Source organism: Verrucosispora sp. WMMA2121, assembly GCF_027460185.1.
In the GTDB taxonomy this organism is placed as follows: Bacteria; Actinomycetota; Actinomycetes; order Mycobacteriales; family Micromonosporaceae; genus Micromonospora; species Micromonospora palythoicola.
In genome coordinates this window covers 801,389-825,596 of the sequence record NZ_JAPZBH010000006.1, presented here as the reverse complement: position 1 = coordinate 825,596, position 24,208 = coordinate 801,389, and the positions used below count along the sequence as shown (strand labels likewise).

Annotated in this window: 25 protein-coding genes; 16 read left to right on the top strand and 9 right to left on the bottom strand. The window is 70.7% G+C overall.

Translation table 11 applies throughout. The annotated features are described in order from the left end of the window. The first annotated feature begins 51 nt into the window (after positions 1 to 51). The 3 genes from O7605_RS12710 (at position 52) to O7605_RS12700 (ending at position 3,735) form a co-directional block, all read left to right on the top strand. On the top strand, positions 52 to 1,338 hold the full coding sequence (locus O7605_RS12710) for a phosphatidate cytidylyltransferase (protein WP_269739380.1): 1,287 nt from the start codon (positions 52 to 54) through the stop codon (positions 1,336 to 1,338). 104 nt (positions 1,339 to 1,442) lie between these two features. Further along, positions 1,443 to 2,594, top strand: a complete 1,152-nt coding sequence (gene rlmN / locus O7605_RS12705; protein WP_269739379.1) for a 23S rRNA (adenine(2503)-C(2))-methyltransferase RlmN — start codon at positions 1,443 to 1,445, stop codon at positions 2,592 to 2,594. Positions 2,595 to 2,625: 31 nt separating this feature from the next. Further along, positions 2,626 to 3,735, top strand: a complete 1,110-nt coding sequence (locus tag O7605_RS12700) for a DivIVA domain-containing protein (protein ID WP_269739378.1) — start codon at positions 2,626 to 2,628, stop codon at positions 3,733 to 3,735. A gap of 172 nt (positions 3,736 to 3,907) precedes the next feature. Here the strand turns inward: O7605_RS12700 and O7605_RS12695 are convergent, their stop codons facing one another. Next, the gene (locus O7605_RS12695) at positions 3,908 to 4,129 is read right to left on the bottom strand and encodes a DUF2631 domain-containing protein (protein WP_093401678.1); all 222 of its coding nucleotides are present in this window, start codon (positions 4,127 to 4,129) and stop codon (positions 3,908 to 3,910) included. Between the two features lie 190 nt (positions 4,130 to 4,319). Between O7605_RS12695 and O7605_RS12690 the strand changes: the two genes are divergently transcribed. After that, positions 4,320 to 5,903 (top strand): Rieske 2Fe-2S domain-containing protein, encoded by a 1,584-nt coding sequence (locus tag O7605_RS12690; RefSeq protein ID WP_269739377.1) that lies wholly within the window; start codon positions 4,320 to 4,322, stop codon positions 5,901 to 5,903. A 45-nt stretch (positions 5,904 to 5,948) separates the two neighbouring features. Here the strand turns inward: O7605_RS12690 and O7605_RS12685 are convergent, their stop codons facing one another. Then, the gene (locus O7605_RS12685) at positions 5,949 to 7,532 is read right to left on the bottom strand and encodes a phytoene desaturase family protein (RefSeq protein WP_269739376.1); all 1,584 of its coding nucleotides are present in this window, start codon (positions 7,530 to 7,532) and stop codon (positions 5,949 to 5,951) included. Positions 7,533 to 7,754: 222 nt separating this feature from the next. Here O7605_RS12685 and O7605_RS12680 point away from each other — a divergent pair, with 222 nt between their 5' ends. After that, entirely contained in the window at positions 7,755 to 8,921 is a 1,167-nt protein-coding gene (locus tag O7605_RS12680; protein WP_269739375.1) for an alkaline phosphatase PhoX, read from the top strand. Here the strand turns inward: O7605_RS12680 and O7605_RS12675 are convergent. Continuing rightward, a complete protein-coding gene (locus tag O7605_RS12675; RefSeq protein WP_269739374.1) occupies positions 8,891 to 9,733 on the bottom strand; it encodes a YhjD/YihY/BrkB family envelope integrity protein in 843 nt (280 codons plus the stop codon). The two genes, O7605_RS12680 and O7605_RS12675, sit on opposite strands and share 31 nt — an antisense overlap. A 220-nt stretch (positions 9,734 to 9,953) precedes the next feature. On the opposite strand from O7605_RS12675, the gene O7605_RS12670 reads away from it, so the two are divergent. The 3 genes from O7605_RS12670 (at position 9,954) to O7605_RS12660 (ending at position 12,321) form a co-directional block, all read left to right on the top strand. Next, complete coding sequence (locus tag O7605_RS12670) at positions 9,954 to 11,654, top strand: hypothetical protein (protein WP_269739373.1); 1,701 nt, start codon at positions 9,954 to 9,956, stop codon at positions 11,652 to 11,654. A gap of 128 nt (positions 11,655 to 11,782) precedes the next feature. Continuing rightward, complete coding sequence (locus tag O7605_RS12665) at positions 11,783 to 12,082, top strand: type II toxin-antitoxin system Phd/YefM family antitoxin (RefSeq protein ID WP_102661059.1); 300 nt, start codon at positions 11,783 to 11,785, stop codon at positions 12,080 to 12,082. Beyond that, the gene (locus O7605_RS12660) at positions 12,079 to 12,321 is read left to right on the top strand and encodes a type II toxin-antitoxin system RelE family toxin (protein ID WP_269739372.1); all 243 of its coding nucleotides are present in this window, start codon (positions 12,079 to 12,081) and stop codon (positions 12,319 to 12,321) included. The genes O7605_RS12665 and O7605_RS12660 overlap by 4 nt, the downstream gene beginning before the upstream one ends. A 258-nt stretch (positions 12,322 to 12,579) precedes the next feature. Here the strand turns inward: O7605_RS12660 and O7605_RS12655 are convergent, their stop codons facing one another. The 4 genes from O7605_RS12655 to O7605_RS12640 all read right to left on the bottom strand — a co-directional run bounded on the left by O7605_RS12655 (position 12,580) and on the right by O7605_RS12640 (position 13,673). Beyond that, positions 12,580 to 12,849, bottom strand: coding sequence for a type II toxin-antitoxin system prevent-host-death family antitoxin (locus tag O7605_RS12655; RefSeq protein WP_269739371.1), 270 nt, complete (start codon positions 12,847 to 12,849; stop codon positions 12,580 to 12,582). A 79-nt stretch (positions 12,850 to 12,928) separates the two neighbouring features. Then, positions 12,929 to 13,180 (bottom strand): hypothetical protein, encoded by a 252-nt coding sequence (locus O7605_RS12650; protein WP_269739370.1) that lies wholly within the window; start codon positions 13,178 to 13,180, stop codon positions 12,929 to 12,931. Then, positions 13,177 to 13,422, bottom strand: coding sequence for a DivIVA domain-containing protein (locus O7605_RS12645; RefSeq protein ID WP_269739369.1), 246 nt, complete (start codon positions 13,420 to 13,422; stop codon positions 13,177 to 13,179). The genes O7605_RS12650 and O7605_RS12645 overlap by 4 nt, the downstream gene beginning before the upstream one ends. Continuing rightward, positions 13,419 to 13,673 (bottom strand): hypothetical protein, encoded by a 255-nt coding sequence (locus O7605_RS12640; RefSeq protein ID WP_269739368.1) that lies wholly within the window; start codon positions 13,671 to 13,673, stop codon positions 13,419 to 13,421. The genes O7605_RS12645 and O7605_RS12640 overlap by 4 nt, the downstream gene beginning before the upstream one ends. Before the next feature lie 203 nt (positions 13,674 to 13,876). Between O7605_RS12640 and O7605_RS12635 the strand changes: the two genes are divergently transcribed. The 3 genes from O7605_RS12635 to O7605_RS12620 all read left to right on the top strand — a co-directional run bounded on the left by O7605_RS12635 (position 13,877) and on the right by O7605_RS12620 (position 15,677). Further along, complete coding sequence (locus O7605_RS12635; protein WP_269739367.1) at positions 13,877 to 14,758, top strand: helix-turn-helix domain-containing protein; 882 nt, start codon at positions 13,877 to 13,879, stop codon at positions 14,756 to 14,758. 4 nt (positions 14,759 to 14,762) lie between these two features. Beyond that, positions 14,763 to 14,942, top strand: a complete 180-nt coding sequence (locus O7605_RS12630) for a DUF397 domain-containing protein (RefSeq protein ID WP_269742617.1) — start codon at positions 14,763 to 14,765, stop codon at positions 14,940 to 14,942. A gap of 588 nt (positions 14,943 to 15,530) precedes the next feature. Then, positions 15,531 to 15,677, top strand: coding sequence for a DIP1984 family protein (locus O7605_RS12620; RefSeq protein WP_269739366.1), 147 nt, complete (start codon positions 15,531 to 15,533; stop codon positions 15,675 to 15,677). A gap of 230 nt (positions 15,678 to 15,907) precedes the next feature. Here the strand turns inward: O7605_RS12620 and O7605_RS12615 are convergent, their stop codons facing one another. Then, entirely contained in the window at positions 15,908 to 16,672 is a 765-nt protein-coding gene (locus O7605_RS12615) for a hypothetical protein (protein WP_269739365.1), read from the bottom strand. Positions 16,673 to 16,897: 225 nt separating this feature from the next. Between O7605_RS12615 and O7605_RS12610 the strand changes: the two genes are divergently transcribed. The 5 genes from O7605_RS12610 to ispG all read left to right on the top strand — a co-directional run bounded on the left by O7605_RS12610 (position 16,898) and on the right by ispG (position 23,373). Then, entirely contained in the window at positions 16,898 to 19,360 is a 2,463-nt protein-coding gene (locus tag O7605_RS12610; RefSeq protein WP_269739364.1) for an ATP-binding protein, read from the top strand. Between the two features lie 134 nt (positions 19,361 to 19,494). Then, positions 19,495 to 19,638: a hypothetical protein gene (locus tag O7605_RS12605; RefSeq protein WP_269739363.1), complete on the top strand. Its 144-nt coding sequence runs from the start codon at positions 19,495 to 19,497 to the stop codon at positions 19,636 to 19,638. 91 nt (positions 19,639 to 19,729) lie between these two features. Continuing rightward, positions 19,730 to 20,941: a 1-deoxy-D-xylulose-5-phosphate reductoisomerase gene (gene dxr / locus O7605_RS12600; RefSeq protein ID WP_269739362.1), complete on the top strand. Its 1,212-nt coding sequence runs from the start codon at positions 19,730 to 19,732 to the stop codon at positions 20,939 to 20,941. Then, positions 20,941 to 22,191: a M50 family metallopeptidase gene (locus tag O7605_RS12595; RefSeq protein ID WP_269739361.1), complete on the top strand. Its 1,251-nt coding sequence runs from the start codon at positions 20,941 to 20,943 to the stop codon at positions 22,189 to 22,191. Before dxr ends, O7605_RS12595 begins: the two co-directional genes overlap by 1 nt. A 9-nt stretch (positions 22,192 to 22,200) precedes the next feature. Continuing rightward, positions 22,201 to 23,373: a flavodoxin-dependent (E)-4-hydroxy-3-methylbut-2-enyl-diphosphate synthase gene (ispG, locus tag O7605_RS12590; RefSeq protein WP_269739360.1), complete on the top strand. Its 1,173-nt coding sequence runs from the start codon at positions 22,201 to 22,203 to the stop codon at positions 23,371 to 23,373. A gap of 61 nt (positions 23,374 to 23,434) precedes the next feature. Here ispG and O7605_RS12585 read toward each other — a convergent pair whose 3' ends face one another. Further along, positions 23,435 to 24,016, bottom strand: coding sequence for a PadR family transcriptional regulator (locus O7605_RS12585; RefSeq protein WP_269739359.1), 582 nt, complete (start codon positions 24,014 to 24,016; stop codon positions 23,435 to 23,437). Positions 24,017 to 24,208 lie beyond the last annotated feature (192 nt).

Here is a 24,208-nt window from a genome sequence, read left to right as displayed (position 1 = left end):
AGTGGCTGTGCGTCAAGTGGTGGATCTCGTACCGCTCCCCCCTGGTGCGTGATGGCCCACCTCGACCCCTACGGCGGCGCCGAGGCCCGTGACTGGGATCGCCCGGACCGACCCACCTCGCTGCCCTGGCCGGACCCGGACGTCGAACCCGGCCCGTGGGGCCGGGGCCGGTACGGCGGCGACCGGCCCGCCCCGGAGAACCGCAACGGGCGTGGACCCGGCGGCTGGGACCAGCCACCGAACGGACACGGCGCACCCCGCGACCTGGACCACGGTGACGCACCCACCGCACAGATCGCGCCGGTGCGGGTCGGTGCCGGCCGGGACCACGACGAGGCACCCACCACCCAGTTGACGCCCGTGCGGGAGCACGACGACGCGCCGCCCACCCAGCTCGCCGCCGTCCCGCCGGGGAACGCGGACCTCGGGACGCCAGAGCCCGACGGGACGGACGGTCCGGGTCGGCGCCACCGGGGCCGGCGTCGGGCCGGTGCCGGTCGGCCGGCCACCCAGCAGGGCGCGAGCCGGGCCGGGCGGAACCTGCCGGCGGCCATCTCGGTCGGGGTGTGCCTGGGTGCGGCGGTGCTGCTGCCCCTGTTCCTCTACACCCCGGCGTTCCTGCTGGTGCTCGTCGCGGCATTCGGCGTCGGCATCTGGGAGATGTCCCGCGCGGTACGCCGTGGCGGCGCCGAGGTGCCGCTGGTGCCGCTGGTCGCCGGTGGGGTGCTCACCGTGACCCTGGCCTGGTTCGCCGGGCTGGACGCGCTCCTGCTCGGCCTGCTGGTCACCGTGGCGGGCACCCTGGTCTGGCGGCTCGGCGACGGTACGGCCAACCTCCGTCGGGACATGACCGCGGCGACCCTGATCTCGGTGTACGTGCCCTTTCTCGGCGGCTTCGCCGCCCTGCTCGCGTCGTCTCCCGGTGACGGTGCGCTGCGGGTGCTGGTGACGCTGGTCGCGGTGGTGCTCTCCGACACCGGGGGGTACGCGGCCGGCGCCAACTTCGGTAAACGGCCGATGGCGCCGACGATCAGCCCGAAGAAGTCCTGGGAGGGCTTCGCCGGCTCGGTCGGTGCGGCGGCCCTGGGCAGTGCGGTGCTGCTCTGGCTGTTGTTCGACGTGGCGCCCTGGTGGGGTGCCGTGTTCGGGGTGGCGGTCTCGGGCGCCGCGGTCCTCGGTGACCTCGCCGAGTCGATGATCAAGCGAGATCTCGGCGTGAAGGACATGAGCAACCTGCTGCCCGGGCACGGCGGCCTGATGGACCGGCTCGACTCCGTCCTGTTCGCGGTGCCCACGGCGTACCTGCTGCTCGTGGTGTTCGTTCCGGCGGTGAACTGAGGCATGGCCGACGTCGGCGGGACCAGGAGGCGGACCATGCGGGAGCGGATCCGGCGCCTCCGCAGGGGTGTGTTCCGAGCCGGGCGTGCCAGACTGGACGTGCCATGACGAGTCTTCCCCTGATCCCGGTCGACCCGGACGCGCCTGGCGCGCGCCGGGCGGCGATGCCACCGCAACACCTCGCCGACCTCGACCTCGCCGGCCGCAAGGACCTGGTCACGAAGCTGGGCGAGTCGGCGTTCCGGGCCCGACAGATCTCCACCCACTACTTCGGCCGGCTGGTACGCGACCCCGCGCAGATGACCGACCTGCCGGCGTCGTCCCGCGACCGCCTGGCCGACCAGCTGCTGCCCCGGCTGCTCACCCCGGTACGCGAGCTGGCCTGCGACGACGGCGCGACCCGCAAGGCGTTGTGGCGGCTGCACGACGGCTCGCTGGTGGAGAGCGTGCTGATGGGCTACCCGGACCGGGTCACCGTGTGCATCTCCAGCCAGGCCGGATGTGGCATGGCGTGCCCGTTCTGCGCGACCGGTCAGGCCGGCCTGACCCGCAACCTGTCCACCGCCGAGATCGTCGACCAGGCGGTGTACCTGGCGGGCGTGGCCGCCGCCGGCAAGGTCGCCGGGTCGCCGCCGAGGCTGTCGCACGTGGTCTTCATGGGGATGGGTGAGCCGCTGGCGAACTACAACCGGGTGATCGGCGCGATCCGTCGCCTGGTCGCGCCGGCGCCCGAGGGGCTCGGTCTGTCGCAGCGGCACATCACCGTTTCCACGGTCGGGCTGGTCCCGGCCATCCACCGACTGGCCAGCGAAGACCTCTCGGTGACTCTTGCGTTGTCGCTGCATGCCCCCGATGATGAGCTGCGCGACGAACTCGTGCCGGTCAACCAGCGCTGGAAGGTGTGCGAGGTGCTGGACGCAGCCTGGGCCTATGCGGCCCGCACGGGCCGTCGTGTGTCGATCGAGTACGCGATGATCAAGGACGTGAACGACCAGCCGTGGCGAGCTGACCTGCTCGGCCGGCTGCTGGCCGGCAAGTTGGCCCACGTGAACCTGATCCCGCTGAACCCGACTCCGGGCAGCCGCTGGGACGCCAGCCCGAAGCCGGTCGAGCGGGAGTTCGTCCGGCGGTTGCGCGACGCCGGGGTGTCCACCACGGTGCGGGACACCCGAGGTCGCGAGATCGACGGGGCATGTGGGCAGCTGGCCGCCGCGGAGGACAGTGGCACCGACCCGGCCGGGGAGATGACGGAGTGACCGGGCGTGGCGAACGAGACCAGGAGACATAGTGGCGAGTCAGGGTCAGCGTTTCCGGCGTAAGGCGCTCCGCCGGGGATACAAGGTTGACGAGGTGGACGCCTTCCTGGACCGGGTCGAGGCGACACTCGCCGGGCAGCCGGTCGGAGCGCCGGTGGCCTCGCAGGAAGTCCACGACGTCGTCTTCCGGGTTCGTTTCAACGGCTATGACGAGTGGCAGGTGGACCTGCACCTCGACCGGGTCGAACGGCAGCTGGCGGAGTTGGAGGAGCGCGGCGGCATGTCCGGTCGCGGCGACGGCCGGATGGGCCCGATGGACCGGATGGGCCCCGGCATGCGGGAGGACCGCGGCATGTCCCCGGTGCCGCAGCCGCCGATGCCACCCCGGGCGATGCCGGCACAGGCCGGGCCTCCCTACGGCCGCTACGACGAGCCGACGGGTGCCTTCGCCGGCGGGTACGACAACGCACCCCGGGGTGGCTACGACGGCCCGCGCGGGGCGGCCGCGCCGATGGGTCCGGGTGCGCCGATGGGCCCGCCCGGCGGCATGGGCCACGGCGGGCCCCCGCCGCGTGGTCTGCCCGCCGGCCCCGGCGGCTACGGTCAGCCGGACGCGCCGGGCGGCTACGGTCCGCCGGACGGCCCCGGTGGCTACGGCCCCCCGGACGACCAGCGCTTCGACGGGTTCGAGGCGGGTCGGCACGGCCGTACCGACATGACCGCCGAGATCAGGCTGCCGGACCGGGACCCGCGGCGCGGCCCGGCCGGGCCTCCCGGCCTGCCGCAGCAGGCGCTCGGCGGCCCTCCGATGGGCGGCCCCCCGGCAATGGGCGGTCCGCCCGCGATGGCCGGTCCCTCGATGGGTGGGCCACCGATGGCCGGCCCGCCCGGCAGCGACCTCTACCGGGTGGACCAGATCCGCCGCAGCTTCCAGGTCCGTCGCTTCGGCAGCGGGTACGACCCGGACCAGGTGGACCGGTTCTTCGAGTCGCTGCTCGGCGGGATGGCCGGGCGCAACCAGATGCCGGTGAACCCGAAGGATCTGGACACGCTGCGCTTCGGACTGGTGCAGGGCGGCTACTTCGAGGCCGAGGTCGACGCCGCGCTGAAGAACGTGCAGGACATCCTCTTCGGCCGCTGAGCGGCACCAACGCGGACGGGCCCTCCTCCGGAGACCGGAGCCGGGCCCGTTCGCTCGTTCGGGCGGGTGACGGCGGTGGGCCGAGGTCGTCCGACGTCTCCGGGTAACGGGTGCCGCGGAACGCGTGCGGTCCGGTCGCTCAGCCGCGGACGGTCGCGGGTCGCCGGAATCGTCAGGAGCGCAGGCCGTTGCGGCGCAGCACCACGTCACCGATCACGATGAGCAGCAGCAGCGCGGCCAGACCGATCAGCCAGAGGTTCTCGACCCGGCCTTCGTGGTTGCCGCAGAGCATGGCCAGCAGCGCGAACGCGGTGAGCACCGCGCCGATCCGCCCGGCCTTACGGTGCCCGGGCTTGTGCTGGTCTGGCGACGTTACCGGCTCGCTGCCTGCCACTGTCGGTCCTTCCTCGCGAACGGATCTCCGGCTAGTCTGGCACGTCCCTCGGGACGGTTTCCGGCCAGGGCCGATGGGCCCCGCTCCGGTGGGTGGAAGGGCACTACCGGCGTCGCGGGGCGACGACCAGACTGCCTCCGGTAGCGTTCTGGGGCGTACACCTTGATTGTCGTTTTGAGGGGGAACTGCGGTGCGAGTGACCGGTACGGGGCACGCGAGCATGCGGATCGACACGGCCGCGGGCAGCATCCTGTGCGACCCGTGGGTCAATCCGGCCTACTTCGCCTCCTGGTTCCCGTTCCCCGACAACTCCCAGCTCGACTGGGAGGCCCTCGGCGACGTCGACTACCTGTACGTGTCCCACCTGCACCGGGACCACTTCGACGCGGCGCACCTCAAGCGGTACGTGTCGAAGAAGGCGACCGTGCTGCTGCCCGAGTTCCCCACCTCCGAGATGGAGGACGAGTTCCGCGCGCTGGGCTTCACGAAGTTCCTGAAGACCCGCAACGAGGAGGTCGTCGAGCTGGACGGCGGCCTGAAGATCATGATCCAGGCGTTGACCAGCCCGACCGACGGTCCGATCGGTGACTCCTCGCTCTGGGTGGAGTACGACGGCGTCCGGCTGCTCAACCAGAACGACGCCCGCCCGACCGACCTGAGCACCTTCGCCGAGCTGGGTCACGTGCACGCGCACCTGCTGCAGTTCTCCGGCGCCATCTGGTATCCGATGGTCTACGAGCTGCCCAGCGCGGCGAAGACCGCGTTCGGCAAGCAGAAGCGGGACCGGCAGTTCGACCGCACCTGGCGCTACATCGACGATCTGAAGGCCGACCACGTCTTCCCGATCGCCGGCCCGCCGTGCTTCCTCGACGACGAGCTCTGGCAGTTCAACGACATCTTCGGCGACGAGGGGAACATCTTCCCCGACCAGTCGGTCTTCCTGTCCGAGTACGCCAAGGTCGGCGGCACCAACGGCATCGTGCTGCTGCCCGGCAGCGTCACCGAGGTCACCACCACCGGGGCCACGACCACCCACCCGGTGCCGGTGGAGGAGTTCTTCGCCAACAAGGTCGCCCACCTGGAGGAGATGCGCAAACGCAAGCGGCCGATCATCGAGGCGGAGAAGGCGTCCTGGCGGCACCCCGAGGTCGACGTGCTCAAGGAGCTGAAGCGGCGCGTCGAACCGCTGCTCGACGAGTCGATCTACCTGGCCAAGGGGGTCGGCGGTCCGGTCCGCTTCGACCTGGTCGGCTACGACGGTGAGAGCATCGAATCCATCGTGGTCGACTTCCCGGGCAAGCAGGTGCGGCCGTACGCCGACGAGAAGGTGCGCTACCGGTTCCGTACCGAGCGGGCGCTGGTGGAGCACCTGCTGCACATCGGCGAGGTCGACTGGGTCAACTCGCTCTTCCTGTCCTGCCGCTTCTCGGCCGCCCGGATCGGGCAGTACAACGAGTTCGTCTACGCCTTCTTCAAGTGCCTGTCCACCGAGCGCCTCCAGTACGCCGAGGGCTGGTACGACGAGCACGAGCGGGCCGTCGACGCCGAGGACATCACCCTCGGCGACTGGGTGGTGCAGCGGCGCTGCCCGCACCTGAAGGCGGACCTGAGCCGGTTCGGCATCGTCGACGGCGACCAGCTCACCTGTCAGCTGCACGGCTGGCGGTTCGACCTGCCCAGCGGGCGCTGCCTGACCAGCGTCGGCCACAAGGTCCGCGCCCACCGGGTCGGCGAGGAGGTCGCGGTCGCGGAGGCCGCCCCACCGGCGAGCTGAGCCCGTCCGCCTCGGCGTCCCCGGCCGGGGACGCCGACGCCTCGCCTACCGACCGAGGTCGGCGAGGATGCGCTGGGCGGCGTTGTGGCCGGCGGCACCGATGACGCTGCCGGCCGGGTGGCAGCCGGCGCTGCCCGCGTACACCCCGTCGACGCCGGTGGCGTAGGGCATCCGGTCGGCGAACGAGACGGTGTTGTCGACGTGGTGGATGTGGCCTCCGGTGATGCCGAAGTGCGTCTCGATGCCGGGTGGCGGCAGCGGCACCGCGTCGGCGATCAGGTCGCCGGTGCCGGGCGCGTAGCGCTCGCAGATTCCGATCAGCTTGTCGACGTAACCGGGCAGTTCGGCGTCCCAGTTGGTGCCGGCCAACTCGTACGGCACCGACTGGACGAACAGCGCCGACGAGTGGTGCCCGGCCGGGTCGGCCAGCGACGGGTCGACGGTGGTGTGCAGGTACCACTCGATCGTCGGCTCCGCCGGCAGTTGCCCGGCCCGCACGTCGGCCCACATGGCGCGCAGCGCCGCCATCGGTGACTCGCCGGTGCCGCCGGCCAGCGTCGCCGAGCCGGGCAGCAGGTGGATGGTGGAGCCGAACGGGCTCGGTGCGCCCTCGGGCAGGCAGGAGAAGCGGGGCAGCCCGCGCAGCGCCAGGTTCAGCTTGAGGGTGCTGCCGGTGCGCCGGACCGCCGCCATCCGTTCGCTGAGCGTGGTCGGCAGCGCGCCGTCGGGCAGCAGCTCCATCAGCCGGTACGGGTCGCAGGCGCCGAGCACCACCTCGGCGTCGACCTGGCGGCCGTCGGCGAGCACCACGCTCCGGGCGGCACCTCCGTCGAGGGTGATCGCGGCGACCGGGGCACCCGTGACGATCCGCGCGCCGGAGGCCCGGGCCGCGTCGGCGAAGATCCGCGAGACGGTACCCATGCCGCCTTCGGCGATCATCCAGGTGCCGCCCGAACCGGGCAGCCGGCACATGTTGTGCACCAGGAAGTTGTGCCCGGTGCCGGGGTCGTCGGGGCCGGCGTTGAGCCCGGACAGGCCGTCGGTGACCGCGTACATGCTGACCAGCAGCTCGGAGCGGAAGTCGAAGCGGGCCAGGTAGTCGGCGACGGAGCCGCGTACCAGGTCGACGAAGACCTGGCGCAACGCGGGGCGGACGTAGCGGTCGGCGGTCTCCTCGACGCCGAGCGGTTCGGCCAGCCAGGCCGGGGCGAGGTCCTCGCGCAATGCGGCCAGCTCGGCCTGCAACGCCTCGTCGGCGGCGGCGTCGGCGGGGGAGAAGAACTCGGCGAGCTGCGCCCGGGTGGCCTCCGGGTCGGTGCCGAAGAGCAGGTACGGGGAGCCGACCCCGCCGGGGGTGGGCAGGAAGTAGTGCGGGTCGCGGCGCAGCACCGGGATGCGGGCGTCGAGCGCGGCCAGCAGCTCCGGCGGCATCAGCCCGAGCAGGTACGACCCGGTGGAGTGACGCAGTTCGGGCACCTTCGGGAACGGGTTCTCGGTGCGCGTCGCCCCACCGATCACCTCGGCGGCCTCCAGCACCAGCACGTCCAGCCCGGCCCGCGCCAGCAGGATCGCCGACACCAACCCGTTGTGCCCCGCCCCCACGACCACCACGTCAGCCCGCCCGGGCATCCCACCACCCACCATCCCCGCACCCTAACCCCTCCCCACCCCGCCGCACGCCTGTTGATCATGAGGTTGGCGGCGCTGTCGATCTCCGGGAGTGCCGCCAACCTCATGATCAACAGGGGTTGAGGGTTTGGTTGGTGTTCATGGGGGAGTGGGTTTTGTCGATGGGGTGGGGTACCTAGCGTGGGTGGGGCCCGCCCCCGCCACCCCTGGGAGGTTCCCCTGATGGATCGTCGTACCGTGCTGCGTGCCACCGTCGCCGGCGGTGCCGCCGCCTTCTCCGGCAGCCTCTGGGCCGGTGCCGCGCTGGCCGCACCCGCCCAACCCGGCCCCGGCCCGTACGGGGGCCTGCTGGCCGCCGACGCCAACGGCATCCACCTGCCCGCCGGCTTCAGCAGCCGGGTCATCGCCCGCTCGGGTCAGCGGGTCGCCGGCACCTCGTACGTCTGGCACTGGGCGCCGGACGGTGGTGCCTGTTTCCCGGCCGGTGACGGGTGGATCTACGTCTCGAACTCGGAGGTGCCGCTGATCGGTGGGGCCTCCGCGGTGCGGTTCCGCGCCGACGGGTCGATCGCCACCGCGTACCGCATCCTCGGCGGCACCAACGTCAACTGCGCCGGTGGGGCCACCCCGTGGGGCACCTGGCTGTCCTGCGAGGAGGTGCCGCTGGGGCGGGTCTTCGAGACCTGGCCCGACGGCAGCCGCGGCGCCGAGGAGCGTACCCGGATGGGCCGGTTCACCCACGAGGCGGCGGCCTGCGACCCGGACCGGCGGGTGATCTACCTGACCGAGGACGAGAGCGACGGCTGCTTCTACCGCTTCGTCCCCGACACCTGGGGGGATCTGCGCACCGGTCAGGTGCAGGTGCTGTGCGCGCCGGCCAACGCCACCTCCGGCCCGGTGACCTGGCAGAACATTCCGGACCGGGACGGTTTCCCGATCCCGACCCGCTTCCAGGTCGGCGCGGCGAAGCACTTCGACGGTGGCGAGGGCTGCTGGTACGACCGGGGCACCTGCTGGTTCACCACCAAGGGCGACAACCGGGTGTGGGCGTACGACGCGGTCAACCAGCGCATCGACCTGGCGTACGACGACTCGCTGGTGCCGGCCGGCACCGCGCCGCTGACCGGCGTCGACAACATCACCGGTACCGCGGGCGGGGACCTCTACGTGGCCGAGGACGGCGGCAACATGGAGGTCTGCGTGATCACCCCGGCCGGCGTGGTCGCCCCGTTCCTGCGGATCGACGGCCAGTCCTCCTCGGAGATCACCGGTCCCGCGTTCAGCCCCGACGGCTCCCGCCTCTACTTCTCCTCCCAGCGCGGCACCAGCGGCAACTCGACCGGCTCCGGCGGCATCACCTACGAGGTCACCGGCCCCTTCCGCCGCTGACGCCAGGCGGACAGGGCCAGCGTGGCGGAGTAACCGGCCAGCACGATCACGTGGAACAGGTAGAGCCAGAGCAGGATCGCCACGGCGGCACCCACCTCGTCGAGCCCACCGAAGGGCACGCCCAGGTCGAGTGGCAACGAGGCGAAGAGCACGAAACCGTGCAGGAAGCCGGACAGGTTCGCCGCGGTGAAGGAGCCCATCCCCAGCGTGGCGAGCCAGTCCGGCGACGCCGGTCCGACCACCCGGAAGACCCACATCAGCACCGGCGTGAGCACCAGCCACACCGCCAGGAACGACAGCACCACACCCAGCACACCGGCCCAACCACCGCGCCGGACCAGCCCGGTGGTGGTCGGCAGGGCCAGCAGGATCGACAGCAACAGCGCCGGGGCCGGTGCCAGCAGCGGCAGCAGCAGCAACCGGCCCCGCCAGCCGACGAGGTGTTCGTCGGAACGGGGCGCGGCGACCGACACGAACGCCCGGCGCAGCCCCTCGCCGTACAGCGACGCCGGCAGCAGCGAGGCCAGGGCCAGCCACGGCGTCAGCCCGACCCCGGCCTCGACCAGCACGGCCACCGCGTGCGGCGCACCGATCGCGTCCGGCAGCGCCTCCACCGCGTACCCGGTGAGCCGGCGGACCTGGGACGCCCCCGCCAGCAGCGAGGTGAGCCAGATCGCCAGCAGCGCCACCGGCACCACGGCGATCGCCCCGTAGAACGTGATCGCGGCGGCGTGCAGTGACAGGTCCCGGCCACGGACGGGGCGGAAAGCCCCACTGCTGATCCGCTTCGTCCGCTCCCACGCACCGCCCATCGCGCTCCATTTCCCCGTGATCCCCTTCGGCAACCGTCCTGTCACCCGTGTTGCCGGACGAGCGCCAGGGGTGTCCGCGAGGTGCTGGACAGATCGGCATGGATGCGGGTTTGAGGCTCGGGTGAGGCTGGAGTGTTACCAGCAGGGGCGACCGTGAAGGCTCGGGCGCTCGCAGCATCACGGGGGAAGCATGGGCACGTCACCGCAGCATGGACCAGGCGTGGGCCGTTCGAGTGACAAGGCGATGGACAGCTTCCTGACCTGGCTGATCCATCCGGTGACGGTGGCGGCCACCGCGCTGTTGATCCTCAACGACCAGGTGCTCAAGGCGGTCTATCCCGGCTGGTTGACGGGAAAGCTCAGCGACGTCGCCGGGCTGGTGATGGCGCCACCGTTGCTGGCCGTCGTGCTGGCGCTGCTGCTGGCCGGGTGCGGTCGACTGCCGGTGCTGCGGCGTACGGTCAGGATTGCTGGTCCCGGATCTGGCCGAACGCCGAGCGACCTGCTGGCGGCCGTCTCGATTTTCGTCGTTGGAGTGGGATTCACGGCGGTGAAGGCCACTCCGGAGGGGGCGGCCACGGCGTCCGCGGTGTGGAGCGTGGTGAGCGGACCTTCGGTGATCCTGGCCGACGGCACGGACCTGCTGGCGTTGCCGGCGCTGGCCCTGGCCTGGTGGACGTGGTGTTCGGCGGTGGCCCGCCCGAGTCTGGCGCGGTGGCTGCGGATGGTGGCGGTGCTGGTGGTGCTGCCGATCGCCGGGCTGGGTGTCGCGGCCACCTCCGCTCCCCGGTACGACGACGCTGTCGCCCTGTACGAGTGGCGGGACGTCGCCGTGGCCGGCATCGGCAACGCCTATCACGACTCCCGGGAGCCCTACACGTGGTGGGTCGGCGCGGACGACGGACCGACGTTCTCGGAGCTGCCGGAGGGCGGCTACGAGCTGTTCTCCAAGCAGCCGCCACCGGCCGCGTCGGGGGAGGACTGTTCGGCGCGGGATCCGGGGCACTGCTTCCGGATCGTGCCGCGCCGCCTGGCGGTGCAGGAGAGCCGGGACGGTGGGGCCAACTGGCGCGTCGCCTGGCAGGTCGACGAGGACGCTCGGCAGCGACTGGCAACGGCGATACCCGGTATGCGTGACGTGCAGGAGTACCTGTCGTCCCGCGCACTGCTGGTCCGGGATCAGCCGGGCGGTGGAGTGGTCGTGCTGGTGGCGAACGGCCGGGACGGTTTCGCCCGCCGCGACACCGCCGGCCGCTGGGAGCGCATCGGTTTCGGCACGCTTGCCGGTGACAGCTTCCGGCACCAGCAATCCGCGACACCGATCCCGGGTGTCGCGGAGGCGACCGTCATCGTCGGCTGGCGGGTCGCCGTTCCGCTTTCGGTCGCGGTGGGAAGCATGGTGGTGCTTGCCGGCTGCGCCACGTTGCTGACGCGGCGGTACGGCTGGTTCGTGATTCCACTCGCCGCCGTCGGTGGCGCGCTCGGCCTCGTGGCGCTCGGTGTCTACGTCCCCTACGCACTGCGTGGCGCGAACTCGGACGACGGGGTGGGATCGGTTCTCGTGGTTGCGCTGATCGTGGGCATGACGGCGGTGCCGGCGGGCGTCGCGGTGCTCGTCGCCAACGTCACGGCGCCGTCGCAGGCCGTGGCCGGCCGGATCTGCGTCGCGGGCATCCTCGCTGGGGCGATGGTGCCGCTGTCGTTGCTGCTGCGTCTGCTGACCGGTTGGCCTCCGCAACGTGCGGCGGTGGCCGTCGTGCCGATCGTCGCGGTGGTCGTGATGGTTGTCGGCGTCGCGTGGGCCATCCGTTACGCCCTACGCCGGGTGCCGGGGCGAGGATCCTCATCGGCAGGCACACCGCCGTGGACGCCACCCGACCCACCGTGGCCGGAGACTGGTGACGCGCCGCGAACCGCCTGATCGGGTACTCGACGGTCCAGGGTGCCCGGGCCGTCGCCGGGATGGGCCGCGTCGCCTGCGGGTGTCGAAGGTGGCGGCGGAGGCATGCTGTGGGCGTTGGAATGGTACCGCGTGGTACAGTGCGGTACATGGCGAGGATTACGCTGCGGGAGTTTCGCGATGGCGTGGGTCGGGTGCTGGAGGGGATCGAGCGCACCGGTGAGCCGGTGATCATCACCAAGTACGAGCGGCCCGTGGCTGTCCTGATCGGCATCGACGAGTGGGAGGAGATCGAGGCGTTCCGGGACCGCCGGGACTCGGCGGTGATCGCCCGTTCCCGTGCCGAGGGTCAGTTCGTGCCGCTGTCGGCAGCTTTGGAATCGCTTGGGGTCGATCCTCGCGAGGTGGAGGCGCTGCTGGCTGACCGGGCCGGCGGTGCGGCGGCGTGAAGGTTCAGATCGACCGGGACGTGCTGGTCTGGCTGCACAAGCAACCTCGCAACGTTTTCTTGACCGTCCTGAGTGCGATCCTCGGCTTGGTCGCCGATCCTGCGCCGCAGAACTCGACCGAGATGCGCGACGGATCTGGGCGTCGTCTGCGCGTCGGTGACTACCGGGTCCTTTACCGGCTAGACGACGACGAACTCACCATCCACGATGTCGGGCATCGCAAGGACGTTTACTCGTAGGCCGTTGGAGCTGGCGAACTGTCTCGACCGCGACGAGCTGATGGTTGAGGGTCAGCGGCCCTGACCGACCCGCTACAGAACAACGGCTTCACGTACGCCCACAACAACCCGGTCACCCACTCCGACCCGTCGGGTCTGTCGGTGGCGTTGACGGCGTCCGAGACGGCGGCGGCGCTGGCCGGTGCAGGTAAAGGCCGCGCAGCAGCTTGGCGGCGGCTCTGTCGACCTGGACGGTGTAGGCGGGTGGATTCGGGCTGGTCACAAGCCGAGCTCGTCGCGTAGGTCGATCAGCGGTATCGGGGTGTCGCCCGCGTCAATGCGAGTCAAAGCCTCGCGGGCGGCGGCGACATTGCTGGCGTCTTCGGCGCGCTCGATGGCCTCGACGACCTCGGCCGGCACGATGGCGGCCAGGCGTTGCCCCCGACGGGTCACGTAGGTGATTCTCCCGGCGTAGTGAGCGCGGGAGACGATATCCGCGAGGCTGTCGCGGGCGTCTGAGATCGAGAGTTCGGCTGCGGGCTCACTCACAAGTCCGATTGTGCAACTCGTACGAATCGTACGGGCAGAAGTAGGTCACAAGATCATGGACTTGGTCCGGCAGTGGGCGTCAAGATCGGTCGAGAGCGCAGGTGCCCGGGTGGTCGTCGGGGCGGTGGCAGCGGTAAGGGCCGTCGAGTGGGGTGTCGCACCAGACTCGGGTACGCCGGCTTTGGTGGTCTTCTTCGCTGAGGGTGGTTTCGCCGAAGTCGATGACCGTCAGGTGGCCCAGGGAGTCACGGAGGGCCACGGCGAGTGCGGTCGCGTCGTCGAGGCTGGTCAGCGTGGTGGGTAGGTGGATCACCCAGCGGGGCGGGCTCATCGCGATCCGCGACTGTGGTGGCGGTGGGCGGCCTGGCGAGACTGCCACTGGCGCAGTGCCTGGCGGATGCGTTCGGCTTCGGTGTTGGCGGTGGTCAGTTCGCGGTGCAGGCGTTCCAGTTCGTCGGCGAGCCGGTTGAGGTAGGCGTACACCTGGTCCGGGTCGAGGCCGCGCCAACGGGTGTCGAAGGTGGCGGCGCGGGCGTGCTGGGGGAGTGGGCGCTCCCCGGACAGGTAGATCATGGGCGGGCGGCTTCCTGCTCGGCGAGCATCGTGGTGATCTGCTGATCGGTGAGGCCGCGCATGGCGAGGATGCGGCGGCCCCAGCGGTGCAGGCGGCAGGGGTGGGGTGCCCGGTCGTTGCGGCAGCGCGGGCCGTCGGGCCATTGTTCTGCGGCGTGCACGTTTATCGCCCGGAGCGCGAATGTGACATCTTCGGCGGTGATGTAGGGAGGCAGCGGAATCTCGCCGAGGGCGTCGTCGATCGAATCCATGATCCTCCTCTGTGGAATGGTCGCGGGCCGGAGCGGACGCCGGGATGAGGTTCGTGGGAGGCGTCCGCTCCGGCCGTGACCTGCCAGGGGGATTGGCTGGTCATCCACGATGGTCATTTCACTACTGGCCTGGCGCAATGTTTTGCGCGAGAATGCGAATCAAGGGATGAGGTGCCTTACGCGACAACAGCAGAGGAGATGACGTGGACGACCCGGGAAGCACCGTCCCGCGTAGGCAACTCGGCAGGTATTTGAGAGAACTTCGCGAAAACGCGCACGTAACTGTGGTCGCCGCCGCGAAGGAACTGGAATGGTCGACGCCGCGAATCTGGCGGTACGAAACCGGCCAGGTCCCCATGCACCCGAACGACGTGGAGGCCATGTGCCGGGTGTACGGCGCGACCCACGAAACCATCCAGACCATGCGGTCGCTGGCCCGGGAGACCAAGGCGCACGGCTGGTGGCACAGCTACGGCGAGGCGATCGAGGACTGGTTCAAGCTGTACGTCGGCTTGGAGGCCGCCGCGACAAAGATCCGAAAGTACGAGGCCGACCTGGTACCCGGCCTGTTGCAGACGGTCGAGTACATGACTGAGGTCATCGCGACGAACCATCCGGATCTGTCCCAGGCGGAACAGCAGGTCAAGGTAGATGTTCGACTGCGCAGACAACGTCTGCTGGCTCGGGCGGTGCCCCGCGCGCCCTACTACGACGTGATTCTCAGCGAGGCGGTGCTACGTCGGCCGCTGCGTGACCGGGCGGCGATGGCCCGGCAACTCGACGCGCTGGTGGTGGCGGGTCGACAGCACAACATCAAGATCCGGGTGCTTCCGTTGGCCGCCGGGCTGTTCCGCTCGACCGACACGGGCACCTTCACCATGCTCGATTTCCCCACCGACGTGCGGGAACCGGAGCCGACCACGATCTACATGGACGGTCCGTGCGGCGCGGTCTACCTTGACAAACCGCACGAGATCCGGACCTACGAGGAAGTTTGGCGCTCGCTCGGCGAGCGGGCGCTCGATGTCGATGACTCCCGTGAGTTGATCACGGCGATCGCGAAGGAGATGACCCATGAGACGTGACGGAGTGTGGCGCACGTCGTCCCGGTCCGGCAGCGGTGAATGCGTCGAGGTGGCCGGCTTTGTCGACGCGGTCGGCGTACGCGACAGCAAGGACCGGCAGGGCGCGGAGCTGAGCTTCGGCGTGACGAGCTGGACCCGGTTCGTCGCCGCCACCCGCGCGGGCCGCCTCGCCCCCCGCACCTGAACCTGGCGGGACCCGCCCGGTGCCGACCAAACCCGGTCGGCACCGGACCGTGTCTTCGCAGTCCTGAGCCGGTCGGAGCACGATCAGGAAACCGGTTCGGTGGAAATTGTGGTCCCTACGACGCGGGGAGGCTGCCGGATGGCCGCAACGGTGTCGATCACAACCTGAATCGGCTATGCGCTGGCATCCGTTGCAGACTGCGCGTGCCGCCTGACCGGCGAGTATCTGCTTCCGCATCCGGGCACGTCGAGCGACGCGCGTCGCATTGTCCCACTCGGGGGTCGGCGGCGCGGGCCTTGGCCATCACATCGCACCAAGCCGCCACGCTGCTCAGTGCTGCCCATTCTGGACGTCGTCCCGGGTCGCCACGGCCCGGTTGCGTGTGAGCCGGTTGGTGCCGCGCTCCACTGCATGACGTAGCTTGTACCGCTCGGGTTCGAAGGCCAGGGGCCGGCCGCCCTTCGACCTCTTCCGACGTCGGTTGGCATCCTGGTCGGCCTTCGACGGGATCGTCGCGGCGATCCCGCGTCGGCGCAGGTACCGGCGGTTCGCTCTCGACGTGTACGCCACCAGCACGACGCCGTAAGGGTGCTCGTTCCGTGCGGCGGCATCGGCCTGACCCCGGCGTTGCCGGTGGCGGGTCTACCTCGTCAGGCCGATGGCCCCGCCCGGCAGCTACGCGAGGCCGACACGCTGGTTCAGCGGGCGAACTGGGAGGTCGACCTGCTGGACTGAGAGGGTGCGGAGCAGGTAGCCGACGTGGAGGCGTGCACGACGCGGGAGTCGGCGGCGAACGCACGACGCCCACGCGCTGCGGGTCGCCGCGCTCAAGCACGCCCCGTGCCGGCCCCTGCGCGATCTGCTCGGGCAACAGCCCGAGCGACGGGGCACCTGCCACACCGACGAGCCAGGTGTGACAGGTGCCCGGCACGAGACTGCCCCTGCCCGGGGCCGCCGCCCCTGGGTCAGCCGCCCAGCATGGGCAACACCGCGACGGCGATCGCCCGGCTGGTATTTCTGGTGGCGTCTGCGATCGCCGGATCGAAGGCGTTGTCCGGGAGCCGGTTGGGCCAGACGACCTCCGTGTACGCATACCCATGGTCGTTGTTGTACGCCGTGCAGTAGAGGTAGTAGCTGACGATGTCACCGTTGCGGGGCAACGGCAGCTCCGGGTCGAAGTTGGGTGACCAGAAGGTGCAGGACGGCGGTGCGAGCTTCGGCACCAGCTGGGTGTTGGCCGAGCGCAGGGTGTTCTTCAGCCCGTCGGTGGTCAGGCCGGTCCGGGCCCGTGCCACCAGGGCGATCGGCGTCACGATGTTCATCGCGAAACCGAGCTGGTCCACGCTCGCCTTGTCGGTCAGCGCGGAGATCATGCTCTCGATCGCCACCGCGCAGCCGGTGGCGTCCTGGGCGAACCGCTGCATGTTGTCCGGCGTCATCCGCTCGATGTCGAAGAACTCGATCACGGCATGGTTGGCGCAGGCCCGGGTCTGCGCCGTCGCGATCGTCTGGATCTGCGCCAGGATTTCGGTGCGGGCCGAGTTGACCGCGGTCAGGATCTGCCGGGTCGCCTCCTGGATCGCGGCCTGAGTGTTACCGGCGCTCGCCCACGAGCTGACCGCACTGATCGCTGCGGTGATCACCTGGGTCCAGTCGATCGCGTACGCCGGTCGAGCGCCGGTGGGCACCACCACCACGATGGACAGCAGGGCGGCCAGCAGGACGCGCACCGGCCGACTCCGGGCTCTCCTCTTTCCTCGGGTCATTCCTACTCCCTCTCGTCGGGGAGCCATCAGAGTCGACTATCCGGGTGACGGTGAGTGGCCAGTGCGGACGCGCCGCGTCACGGTACCGTGATGCCGCCGGTCGGATGCACGCTGCCGACCGCCCCGGCCGGACAGCACCGGACAGCCAGCGGCCGACCCCACCAGCGAGCGAGCGGAAGGTTTACGCCCGTGCCCGCCGACGATCCGGACGAGCTGCTCCGGCACTTCTGCGCTGATCTGCGTCTGCTCTGGACGCAGGCGCAGGGACCGAGCCTGCGGGTGGTGAGCGCCCGGGTCGGTCTCGGCAAGAGCCAGGTGGGCGCGATCCTCAACGGCACGGTCCGCCGGCCACCCGACTGGGACGTGGTGCGTCGCCTGGTGGAGTGCTTCCACGACCACGCGCGGGCGCACCACCGGCTGTCCCAGTTGTCCCTGCGTACCGGGGTCGAGGAGACCTGGCGACCCCGGTACGCGATGCTGGAGTACGCCTTCCAGCGCAGGCGTACCCCGCCCGGTGGCACCGGTTCCCGCCCGCCGACGGCGTCCCGCCGGTGGCCGGTGCCCCGGCAACTCCCCCCGGTCGCCCGACACCTGGTGGGCCGGGCGGCCGAACTGGCCACGCTCGACAGGGCCGCCGCAAGCTGCGGAAAGCCGGACGGGTCGGCCACCGTGGTCGTGATCGACGGTACCGCCGGTGTCGGCAAGACCACGGTCGCGCTCTGGTGGGCGCACCGGGCCGGCGGCCGGTTCCCCGACGGACAGCTCCACGTCGACCTGGGCGGCTTCGACCCGAACGGCACCCAGGTCTCCCCCGAGAACGCCCTGCGGGGATTCCTCATCGCGCTGGGCGCCGACCCCCACCGGCTGCCGGACGACCTGTCCACGCGCGTCGCGCTCTACCGCAGCCTGCTGGCCGATCGTCGAGTGCTGGTGGTGCTGGACAACGCCCGCGACCCGGGCCAGGTCCGCCCGCTGCTGCCCGGCGGCCCCTCCTGTATGGCTCTCGTGACCAGCCGCAACCAGTTGACCGGCCTGGTCGTGGGCGAGGGCGCGCTGCCGCTCAGGCTGGAGTTGCCGACCCCCACCGACGCGGCGGAGCTGTTCGCGTCCCGACTCGGCACCGGCCGGGCAGCCGAGGAACCGGCGGCCGTGGCGGAGATCGTCGACCGCTGCGCCCGGCTACCCCTGGCCGTGGCCATCGCCGCCGCCAGCGCGGCCGACCGCCCCGACGAACCACTCGCCGCGCTCGCCGCGCAGTTACGGACCGGCACCGCGGTGCTCGACACGTTGTCCACCGGTACCGACGGCGCCGACGTCCGTACCGCCTTCTCCTGGTCCTATCGACGGCTGAGCCCGATCGCCGCGACCCTGTTCCGGACGCTGGGGCTGCACCCTGGTCCCGACGTCACGGTGGCCGCCGCCGCCAGCCTCGCGGGCGTACCCGTGCGGCAGGTCCGGCCGGCCCTGGCGGAACTGGCCCGCGCGCACCTCGTCTCGGCGCCCCATCGTGACCGGTACCGTACGCACGATCTGCTGCGCGCCTACGCGATGGAGCTGGCCAGGGCCACCGATCCCGAAGCGCGTCGACGGATGGCACAGGGTCGGCTCCTCGACCATCTGCTCCACACCGCCTACGCCGCCAGCCGGATGCTGGACCCCCAGCGTCACACCATCGCCATCCCGCCGCCCGACGAAGGGGTGACCGTGGTCGCCCTCAGCGACGAGGCCGCCGCACTGGACTGGTATGCGGCCGAGGAAACCACCTTGGTCGCGGCGATCCACGGCGCCGCGCGCACCGGCTTTCACGCCCGTGCCTGGCAACTGACGTGGGCGTGCGAGCCGATGCTGTACCGCCAGGTGCCCCGCCAGCAGTGGGCCGCCCTGCAACGGGTGGCACTGGCCGCGGCGCGGCGGATCGGCGACCCGCTGGCCCAGGGCCACGCCCATCGCGGACTCGGCCGCGCCTACAGCAGCATCGACAACCGCAGATTCCGGGCCCGCATCCACTTCAACCGGGCCCTGAGGAACTTCGCCACCGCCGACCGGCCCGTCGACGAGGGCTACGTACGGTTCCACCTCAGCCTGCTCTGCGAGCGAAACGGTGAGTACCGGGCCGCGTTGGAGCACACCCAGCGGGCGCTGGAACTCTTCGAGCGTGCCGGTCACCGTCCCGGGCAGGCCCGCGCGTACAACGGCCTGGGCTGGCAGCATGCGTTGCTCGGCGACTACGAGGTCGCGCTCGCCTCCTGCGCCCGCGCCCTCGACCTGATGCGGGCGGTCGGAGACCGGCTCGGGCAGGCCCAGGCCTGGGACAGTATCGGCTTCGCCCACCATGGGCTCCGGCAGTATGGGGAAGCGGTCACCGCCTACCGGCGCGCGCTGGCCCTCATCCGCCGGATCGGTGAGCGGAACAACGAGGCGGAGATGTTGGTCCATCTGGGCGACACCCACCAGGCGGCCGGCTCCCCGGAGGCGGCCGGGCGTGCGTGGCGGCAGGCGCTCACGATCCTCGACGAGCTTGGCGTCTCCGAAGCGGCCGCCGTCCGGGCACGGCTCGACGGAACACCGCCCGCGCGGCCGGCAGCGCCCCCGGCTGACGCGGACGGCGCCGTCCCACCGGCCAGTCCTGGGTTTGACCCGTTGAGGCGGTGAGAGGTTGATTGCGTGCAGCGGGAGAAGATGGCACGTGCCTTTTGAGGTGTTGGCCGTCCGCGACTCGCCGTGGACAGCGAGCGCTGCCCTGTACGTGCTGCCGGAGAACAACGGACCGAGGATCGAGGTCTCGCGTGGTTGTCTCGTGGTCACCGCTGGCGGCGGTGTCGATCGACTTCTCGGTCGACCCGGGAGACCTGCTCGACGACGAGGCACCGCAGGATGCTGACTCGACGGAAGGCCCGGTCTCGCCGGAGGCGGACCGGGAAGGGAAGTAGCTTTCCTTCCTTCAGAGACGCCCTTCCGCGACCTCAGGCGCAACAAGGTGCCCTGCCTTGCGCTCAGCGGCAGTGCGTAACAATGGGCGGCGTGACGTCCCCCCGTGATCTTGTGCTGCTGGGTTGTACCGGGTCGATCGGTACGCAGGCCATCGACATCGTGCGCCGCAACCCGGAGCGGTTCCGGGTGGTGGCGCTGGGTGCCGGTGGCGGCAACATCGGGCTGCTCGCCGCCCAGGCCCTCGAACTCGCTGTCGACGTGGTCGGGGTGGCCAAGGCGTCCGCCGCGCAGGATCTCCAGCTGGCGTTCTACGCCGAGGCGAGCCGGCGGGGCTGGGCCAGCGGGGAGTTCAAGCTGCCCAAGATCGTGGCCGGGCCGGAGGCGATGACCGAGCTGGCGCAGTGGCCGTGTGACGTCGTACTCAACGGGGTGGTGGGGTCGCTCGGGCTGGCGCCGACCCTGGCGGCGCTGCGCGCCGGGCGTACGCTCGCGCTGGCCAACAAGGAGTCGCTGGTGGCCGGCGGCTCGCTGGTCAAGGGCGCGGTGACGCGGCCGGAGCAGATCGTCCCGGTGGACTCGGAGCATTCGGCGCTGGCGCAGTGCCTGCGCGGCGGCACCCGGGGTGAGGTACGCCGGCTGGTGGTGACCGCCAGCGGCGGCCCGTTCCGCGGTAGGCGGCGCGACGAGTTGACGGCTGTCACGCCGGAGCAGGCGCTCGCCCACCCGACCTGGAACATGGGACCGGTCGTCACGATCAACTCGGCGACCATGGTCAACAAGGCGCTTGAGGTGATCGAGGCGCACGAGCTGTTCGACGTGCCGTACGCCGACATCACCGTGATGGTGCACCCCCAGTCGGTGATCCACTCGATGGTCGAGTTCGTCGACGGGTCGACGTTGGCGCAGGCCAGCCCGCCGGACATGCGGCTGCCGATCGCCCTGGGCCTCGGCTGGCCGGACCGGGTGCCGGAGGCCGCCGCCGCCGTCGACTGGACCACGGCGCACACCTGGGAGTTCGCGCCGCTTGACGACGAGGCGTTCCCGGCGGTGGCGCTGGCCAAGGCGGCCGGGGAGGCCGGTCGGTGCCGGCCGGCAATCTACAACGCGGCGAACGAGGAGTGCGTGGCGGCGTTCGTCGCCGGGCGGCTGCCGTTCCTCGGCATCGTCGACACGTTGCAGCGCGTGTTGGAGGAGGCTCCCGATTTCGGCGAACCGGGTACCGTCGAGGACGTACTCGAAGCCGAGTCTTGGGCGCGCGCACACGCGCAGGAGATCATCGCTGCTGCGGTGGAAGGAGCTTGATGTCGTTCGCGTTCGGGGTGGTTCTCTTCGCCCTCGGCATCCTCGTCTCGGTGAGCCTGCACGAGGCCGGGCACATGCTCACCGCCAAGGCCTTCGGCATGAAGGTCACCCGCTACTTCGTCGGCTTCGGCCCCACCGTCTTCTCGTTCAAGCGCGGCGAGACCGAGTACGGCCTCAAGGGCATCCCACTCGGCGGCTTCTGCAAGATCGTCGGAATGACGCCGCAGGACGACGACGTCGAGCCCGGTGACGAGAAGCGCGCCATGTGGCGCTACCCGGTGTGGAAGCGCACCATCGTGATGTCCGCCGGGTCGGCGACCCACTTCGGGTTGGCGATCTTCGCCGCGTGGCTGGCCGCGATGACCTTCGGCCTACCCAACCCGAACTTTCCCAGCACCGAGGAGCAGATCCGCAGCGAGCCGGCGGTGATCGCCCTCCAGGACTGCGTCCTGCCGGACACCACGTACCGGGCCTGCGAGACCGGTGACGCGCCGAGTCCCGCCGCTGCGGCCGGGCTTCAGGACGGCGACCGGATCACCTCGATCAACGGCACCCCGATCGCCAACTACGGCGACCTGCTCACCACACTGCGGGCCACCAGCCCCGGCAGCACCGCCCAGATCGGGTACGAACGCGACGGCCAGCCCGGCAACGTCGAGACAGTGCTGGCCACCACCAAGCGCCCGCCGATCGACAACCCGGACGGGCCGGTCGGCGACGTCTCCGCCCTCGGCATCGGCCTGGTCATCAGCACCCCCGGCCTGGTCAGCTACGGCCCGGTGGAGGCGGTCGGCGCGACCAGCACCTTCATCGGCGACATGGCGGTGGCCACCGCGCAGGCGTTGCAGCGGCTGCCGGAGAAGATCCCCGCGCTCTGGACCGCCATCACCGGCGGCGAGCGGGACATCGACACCCCGATCAGCGTGGTCGGCGCCAGCGTCCTCGGCGGCGAGGCGGTCGCCAACAACGCCTGGGAAATCTTCATCATGCTGTTCATCTCGCTGAACTTCTTCATCGGGGTGTTCAACCTGCTGCCGCTGCTACCGCTGGACGGCGGCCACATCGCCATCGCCTGGTTCGAACGAGCCCGCTCCTGGCTGTACGCGCGGCTGCGCCGGCCCGACCCGGGCCGGGTGGACTACTTCAAGCTGATGCCCTTCACGTACGTGGTGATCCTGATCGGTGGGGTGTTCACCCTGCTCACCATCACCGCGGACGTGGTCAACCCGATCACCCTCTTCCCAAAGTGAGTGCCTGAAGTGACCGCTGTCAGTCTTGGTATGCCGCCCGTGCCGCCGCCGCCGCTCGCGCCCCGTCGGGCCAGCCGTCAGATCATGGTCGGGTCGGTGCCGGTGGGTGGTGGTGCGCCGGTGTCGGTGCAGTCGATGACGACCACGTTGACCTCCGATGTGAACGCCACGTTGCAGCAGATCGCGGAGTTGACGGCGTCCGGGTGTCAGATCGTGCGGGTGGCGGTGCCGAGTCAGGACGACGTGGAGGCGTTGCCGGCGATCGCGCGCAAGTCGCAGATCCCGGTGATCGCGGACATCCATTTCCAGCCGAAGTACGTGTTCGCCGCGATCGACGCGGGGTGCGCGGCGGTGCGGGTCAACCCGGGCAACATCCGGCAGTTCGACGACAAGGTCAAGGAGATCGCGGCGGCGGCGTCCGCCGCTGGTACGCCGATCCGGATCGGGGTCAACGCCGGTTCGTTGGACAAGCGGTTGCTGGCCAAGTACGGCCGGGCGACGGCGGAGGCGTTGGTCGAGTCGGCGCTGTGGGAGTGCTCGCTGTTCGAGGAGCACGGCTTCCGGGACATCAAGATCTCGGTGAAGCACAACGACCCGGTGGTGATGATCCGGGCGTACCGGCAGCTCGCCGAGCAGTGTGACTATCCGTTGCACCTGGGGGTGACCGAGGCCGGGCCGGCGTTCCAGGGCACCATCAAGTCGGCGGTCGCCTTCGGGGCGCTGCTGGCCGAGGGGATCGGGGACACCATCCGGGTGTCGCTGTCCGCGCCGCCGGTCGAGGAGATCAAGGTCGGTAACCAGATCCTGGAGTCGCTCGGGCTGCGTGAGCGGGGCCTGGAGATCGTGTCGTGCCCGTCCTGCGGGCGGGCCCAGGTGGATGTCTACAAGCTGGCCGAGGAGGTCACCGCCGGCCTGGAGGGGCTGCCGGTGCCGCTGCGGGTCGCCGTGATGGGCTGCGTGGTGAACGGTCCCGGTGAGGCCCGCGAGGCCGACCTGGGCGTGGCCTCCGGCAACGGCAAGGGGCAGATCTTCGTCAAGGGCCAGGTCATCAAGACCGTGCCCGAGGGGCAGATCGTGGAGACCCTGATCGAGGAGGCGCTGCGGCTCGCCGACGAGATGGGCGCCGACCTGCCCGAGGAACTGCGCGACATGATTCCCGGCGCCACCGTCACCGTGCACTGACGAACGCGACCAGGACGAGGGCGGCCATCCATCGGGTGGCCGCCCTCGACGCGTACCGGGGTCACTCGGATTCGGCGAGGATCGCGTACAGCTTGCGGCGGGTCTCGTCGAGCACCTGGGCGGCCCGTTCCCGCTGGTCGTCGGTGCCCGTCATCATCACCTGGCGTAGCGCCTGCATCGCCTGCATGCCGGCGTTGCGGATGTCGTGCCAGCTGTTGATGGTGTCCTCGGCGACCTCCGCCCAGGGTGGCGTCTGGGCCGCCTCGTCGGCCTCGGCGCGGCCCTGCTCGGTGAGGGTGAACCGCTTGCGACCACCGCCGGACTCCTCGGTGGCGGCGATGACGCCCTCGTCCTCCAGCAACTGCAGGGTCGGGTAGATCGAACCGGGACTGGGTCGCCAGCTCCCGCCGGTGCGGGAGTCGATCTCCTGGATCATCTCGTAGCCGTGCATCGGCCGCTCGGTGAGCAGGGCCAGCACCGCGTTGCGGACGTTAGGCCGGCGCCCCCGGCCCCGTCCGCGGCCACCCCGACCGTGTCCGAACCCGTGTCCGTGCCCGCCCGGCGGAAACGGCGGCCCCGGCGGGAACCCGAACCCCCGCATCCGCCCTTCGTGCACGCCATGCCCGCGTCGATGGAACCTCATGACCTTCTCCTTCTTTGGACTATCACTGATGCAACAACGATATATCGCCAACACAACGCCGACAACTCACCTCACCTAGCTCCGCCCGGGTTCCGCCTTGTTGACCAAGAAGTTCGCGTCGTGATTCGCCGCCGGATTTGGCGAAAACCTCTTGATCAACGCGAGCGGGGGCGGGCGGTGGCGGGTGGGGGT

Bases quoted from the DNA above. Each gene is read 5' to 3' on its own strand.
- O7605_RS12710 (WP_269739380.1), top strand. From the start codon at position 52: ATGGCCCACCTCGACCCCTACGGCGGCGCCGAGGCCCGTGACTGGGAT.
- rlmN (WP_269739379.1), top strand. From the start codon at position 1,443: ATGACGAGTCTTCCCCTGATCCCGGTCGACCCGGACGCGCCTGGCGCG.
- O7605_RS12685 (WP_269739376.1), bottom strand. From the start codon at position 7,532: ATGCCCGGGCGGGCTGACGTGGTGGTCGTGGGGGCGGGGCACAACGGG.
- O7605_RS12680 (WP_269739375.1), top strand. From the start codon at position 7,755: ATGGATCGTCGTACCGTGCTGCGTGCCACCGTCGCCGGCGGTGCCGCC.
- O7605_RS12675 (WP_269739374.1), bottom strand. From the start codon at position 9,733: ATGGGCGGTGCGTGGGAGCGGACGAAGCGGATCAGCAGTGGGGCTTTC.
- O7605_RS12665 (WP_102661059.1), top strand. From the start codon at position 11,783: ATGGCGAGGATTACGCTGCGGGAGTTTCGCGATGGCGTGGGTCGGGTG.
- O7605_RS12650 (WP_269739370.1), bottom strand. From the start codon at position 13,180: ATGAGCCCGCCCCGCTGGGTGATCCACCTACCCACCACGCTGACCAGC.
- O7605_RS12645 (WP_269739369.1), bottom strand. From the start codon at position 13,422: ATGATCTACCTGTCCGGGGAGCGCCCACTCCCCCAGCACGCCCGCGCC.
- O7605_RS12640 (WP_269739368.1), bottom strand. From the start codon at position 13,673: ATGGATTCGATCGACGACGCCCTCGGCGAGATTCCGCTGCCTCCCTAC.
- O7605_RS12595 (WP_269739361.1), top strand. From the start codon at position 20,941: ATGTCGTTCGCGTTCGGGGTGGTTCTCTTCGCCCTCGGCATCCTCGTC.
- O7605_RS12585 (WP_269739359.1), bottom strand. From the start codon at position 24,016: ATGAGGTTCCATCGACGCGGGCATGGCGTGCACGAAGGGCGGATGCGG.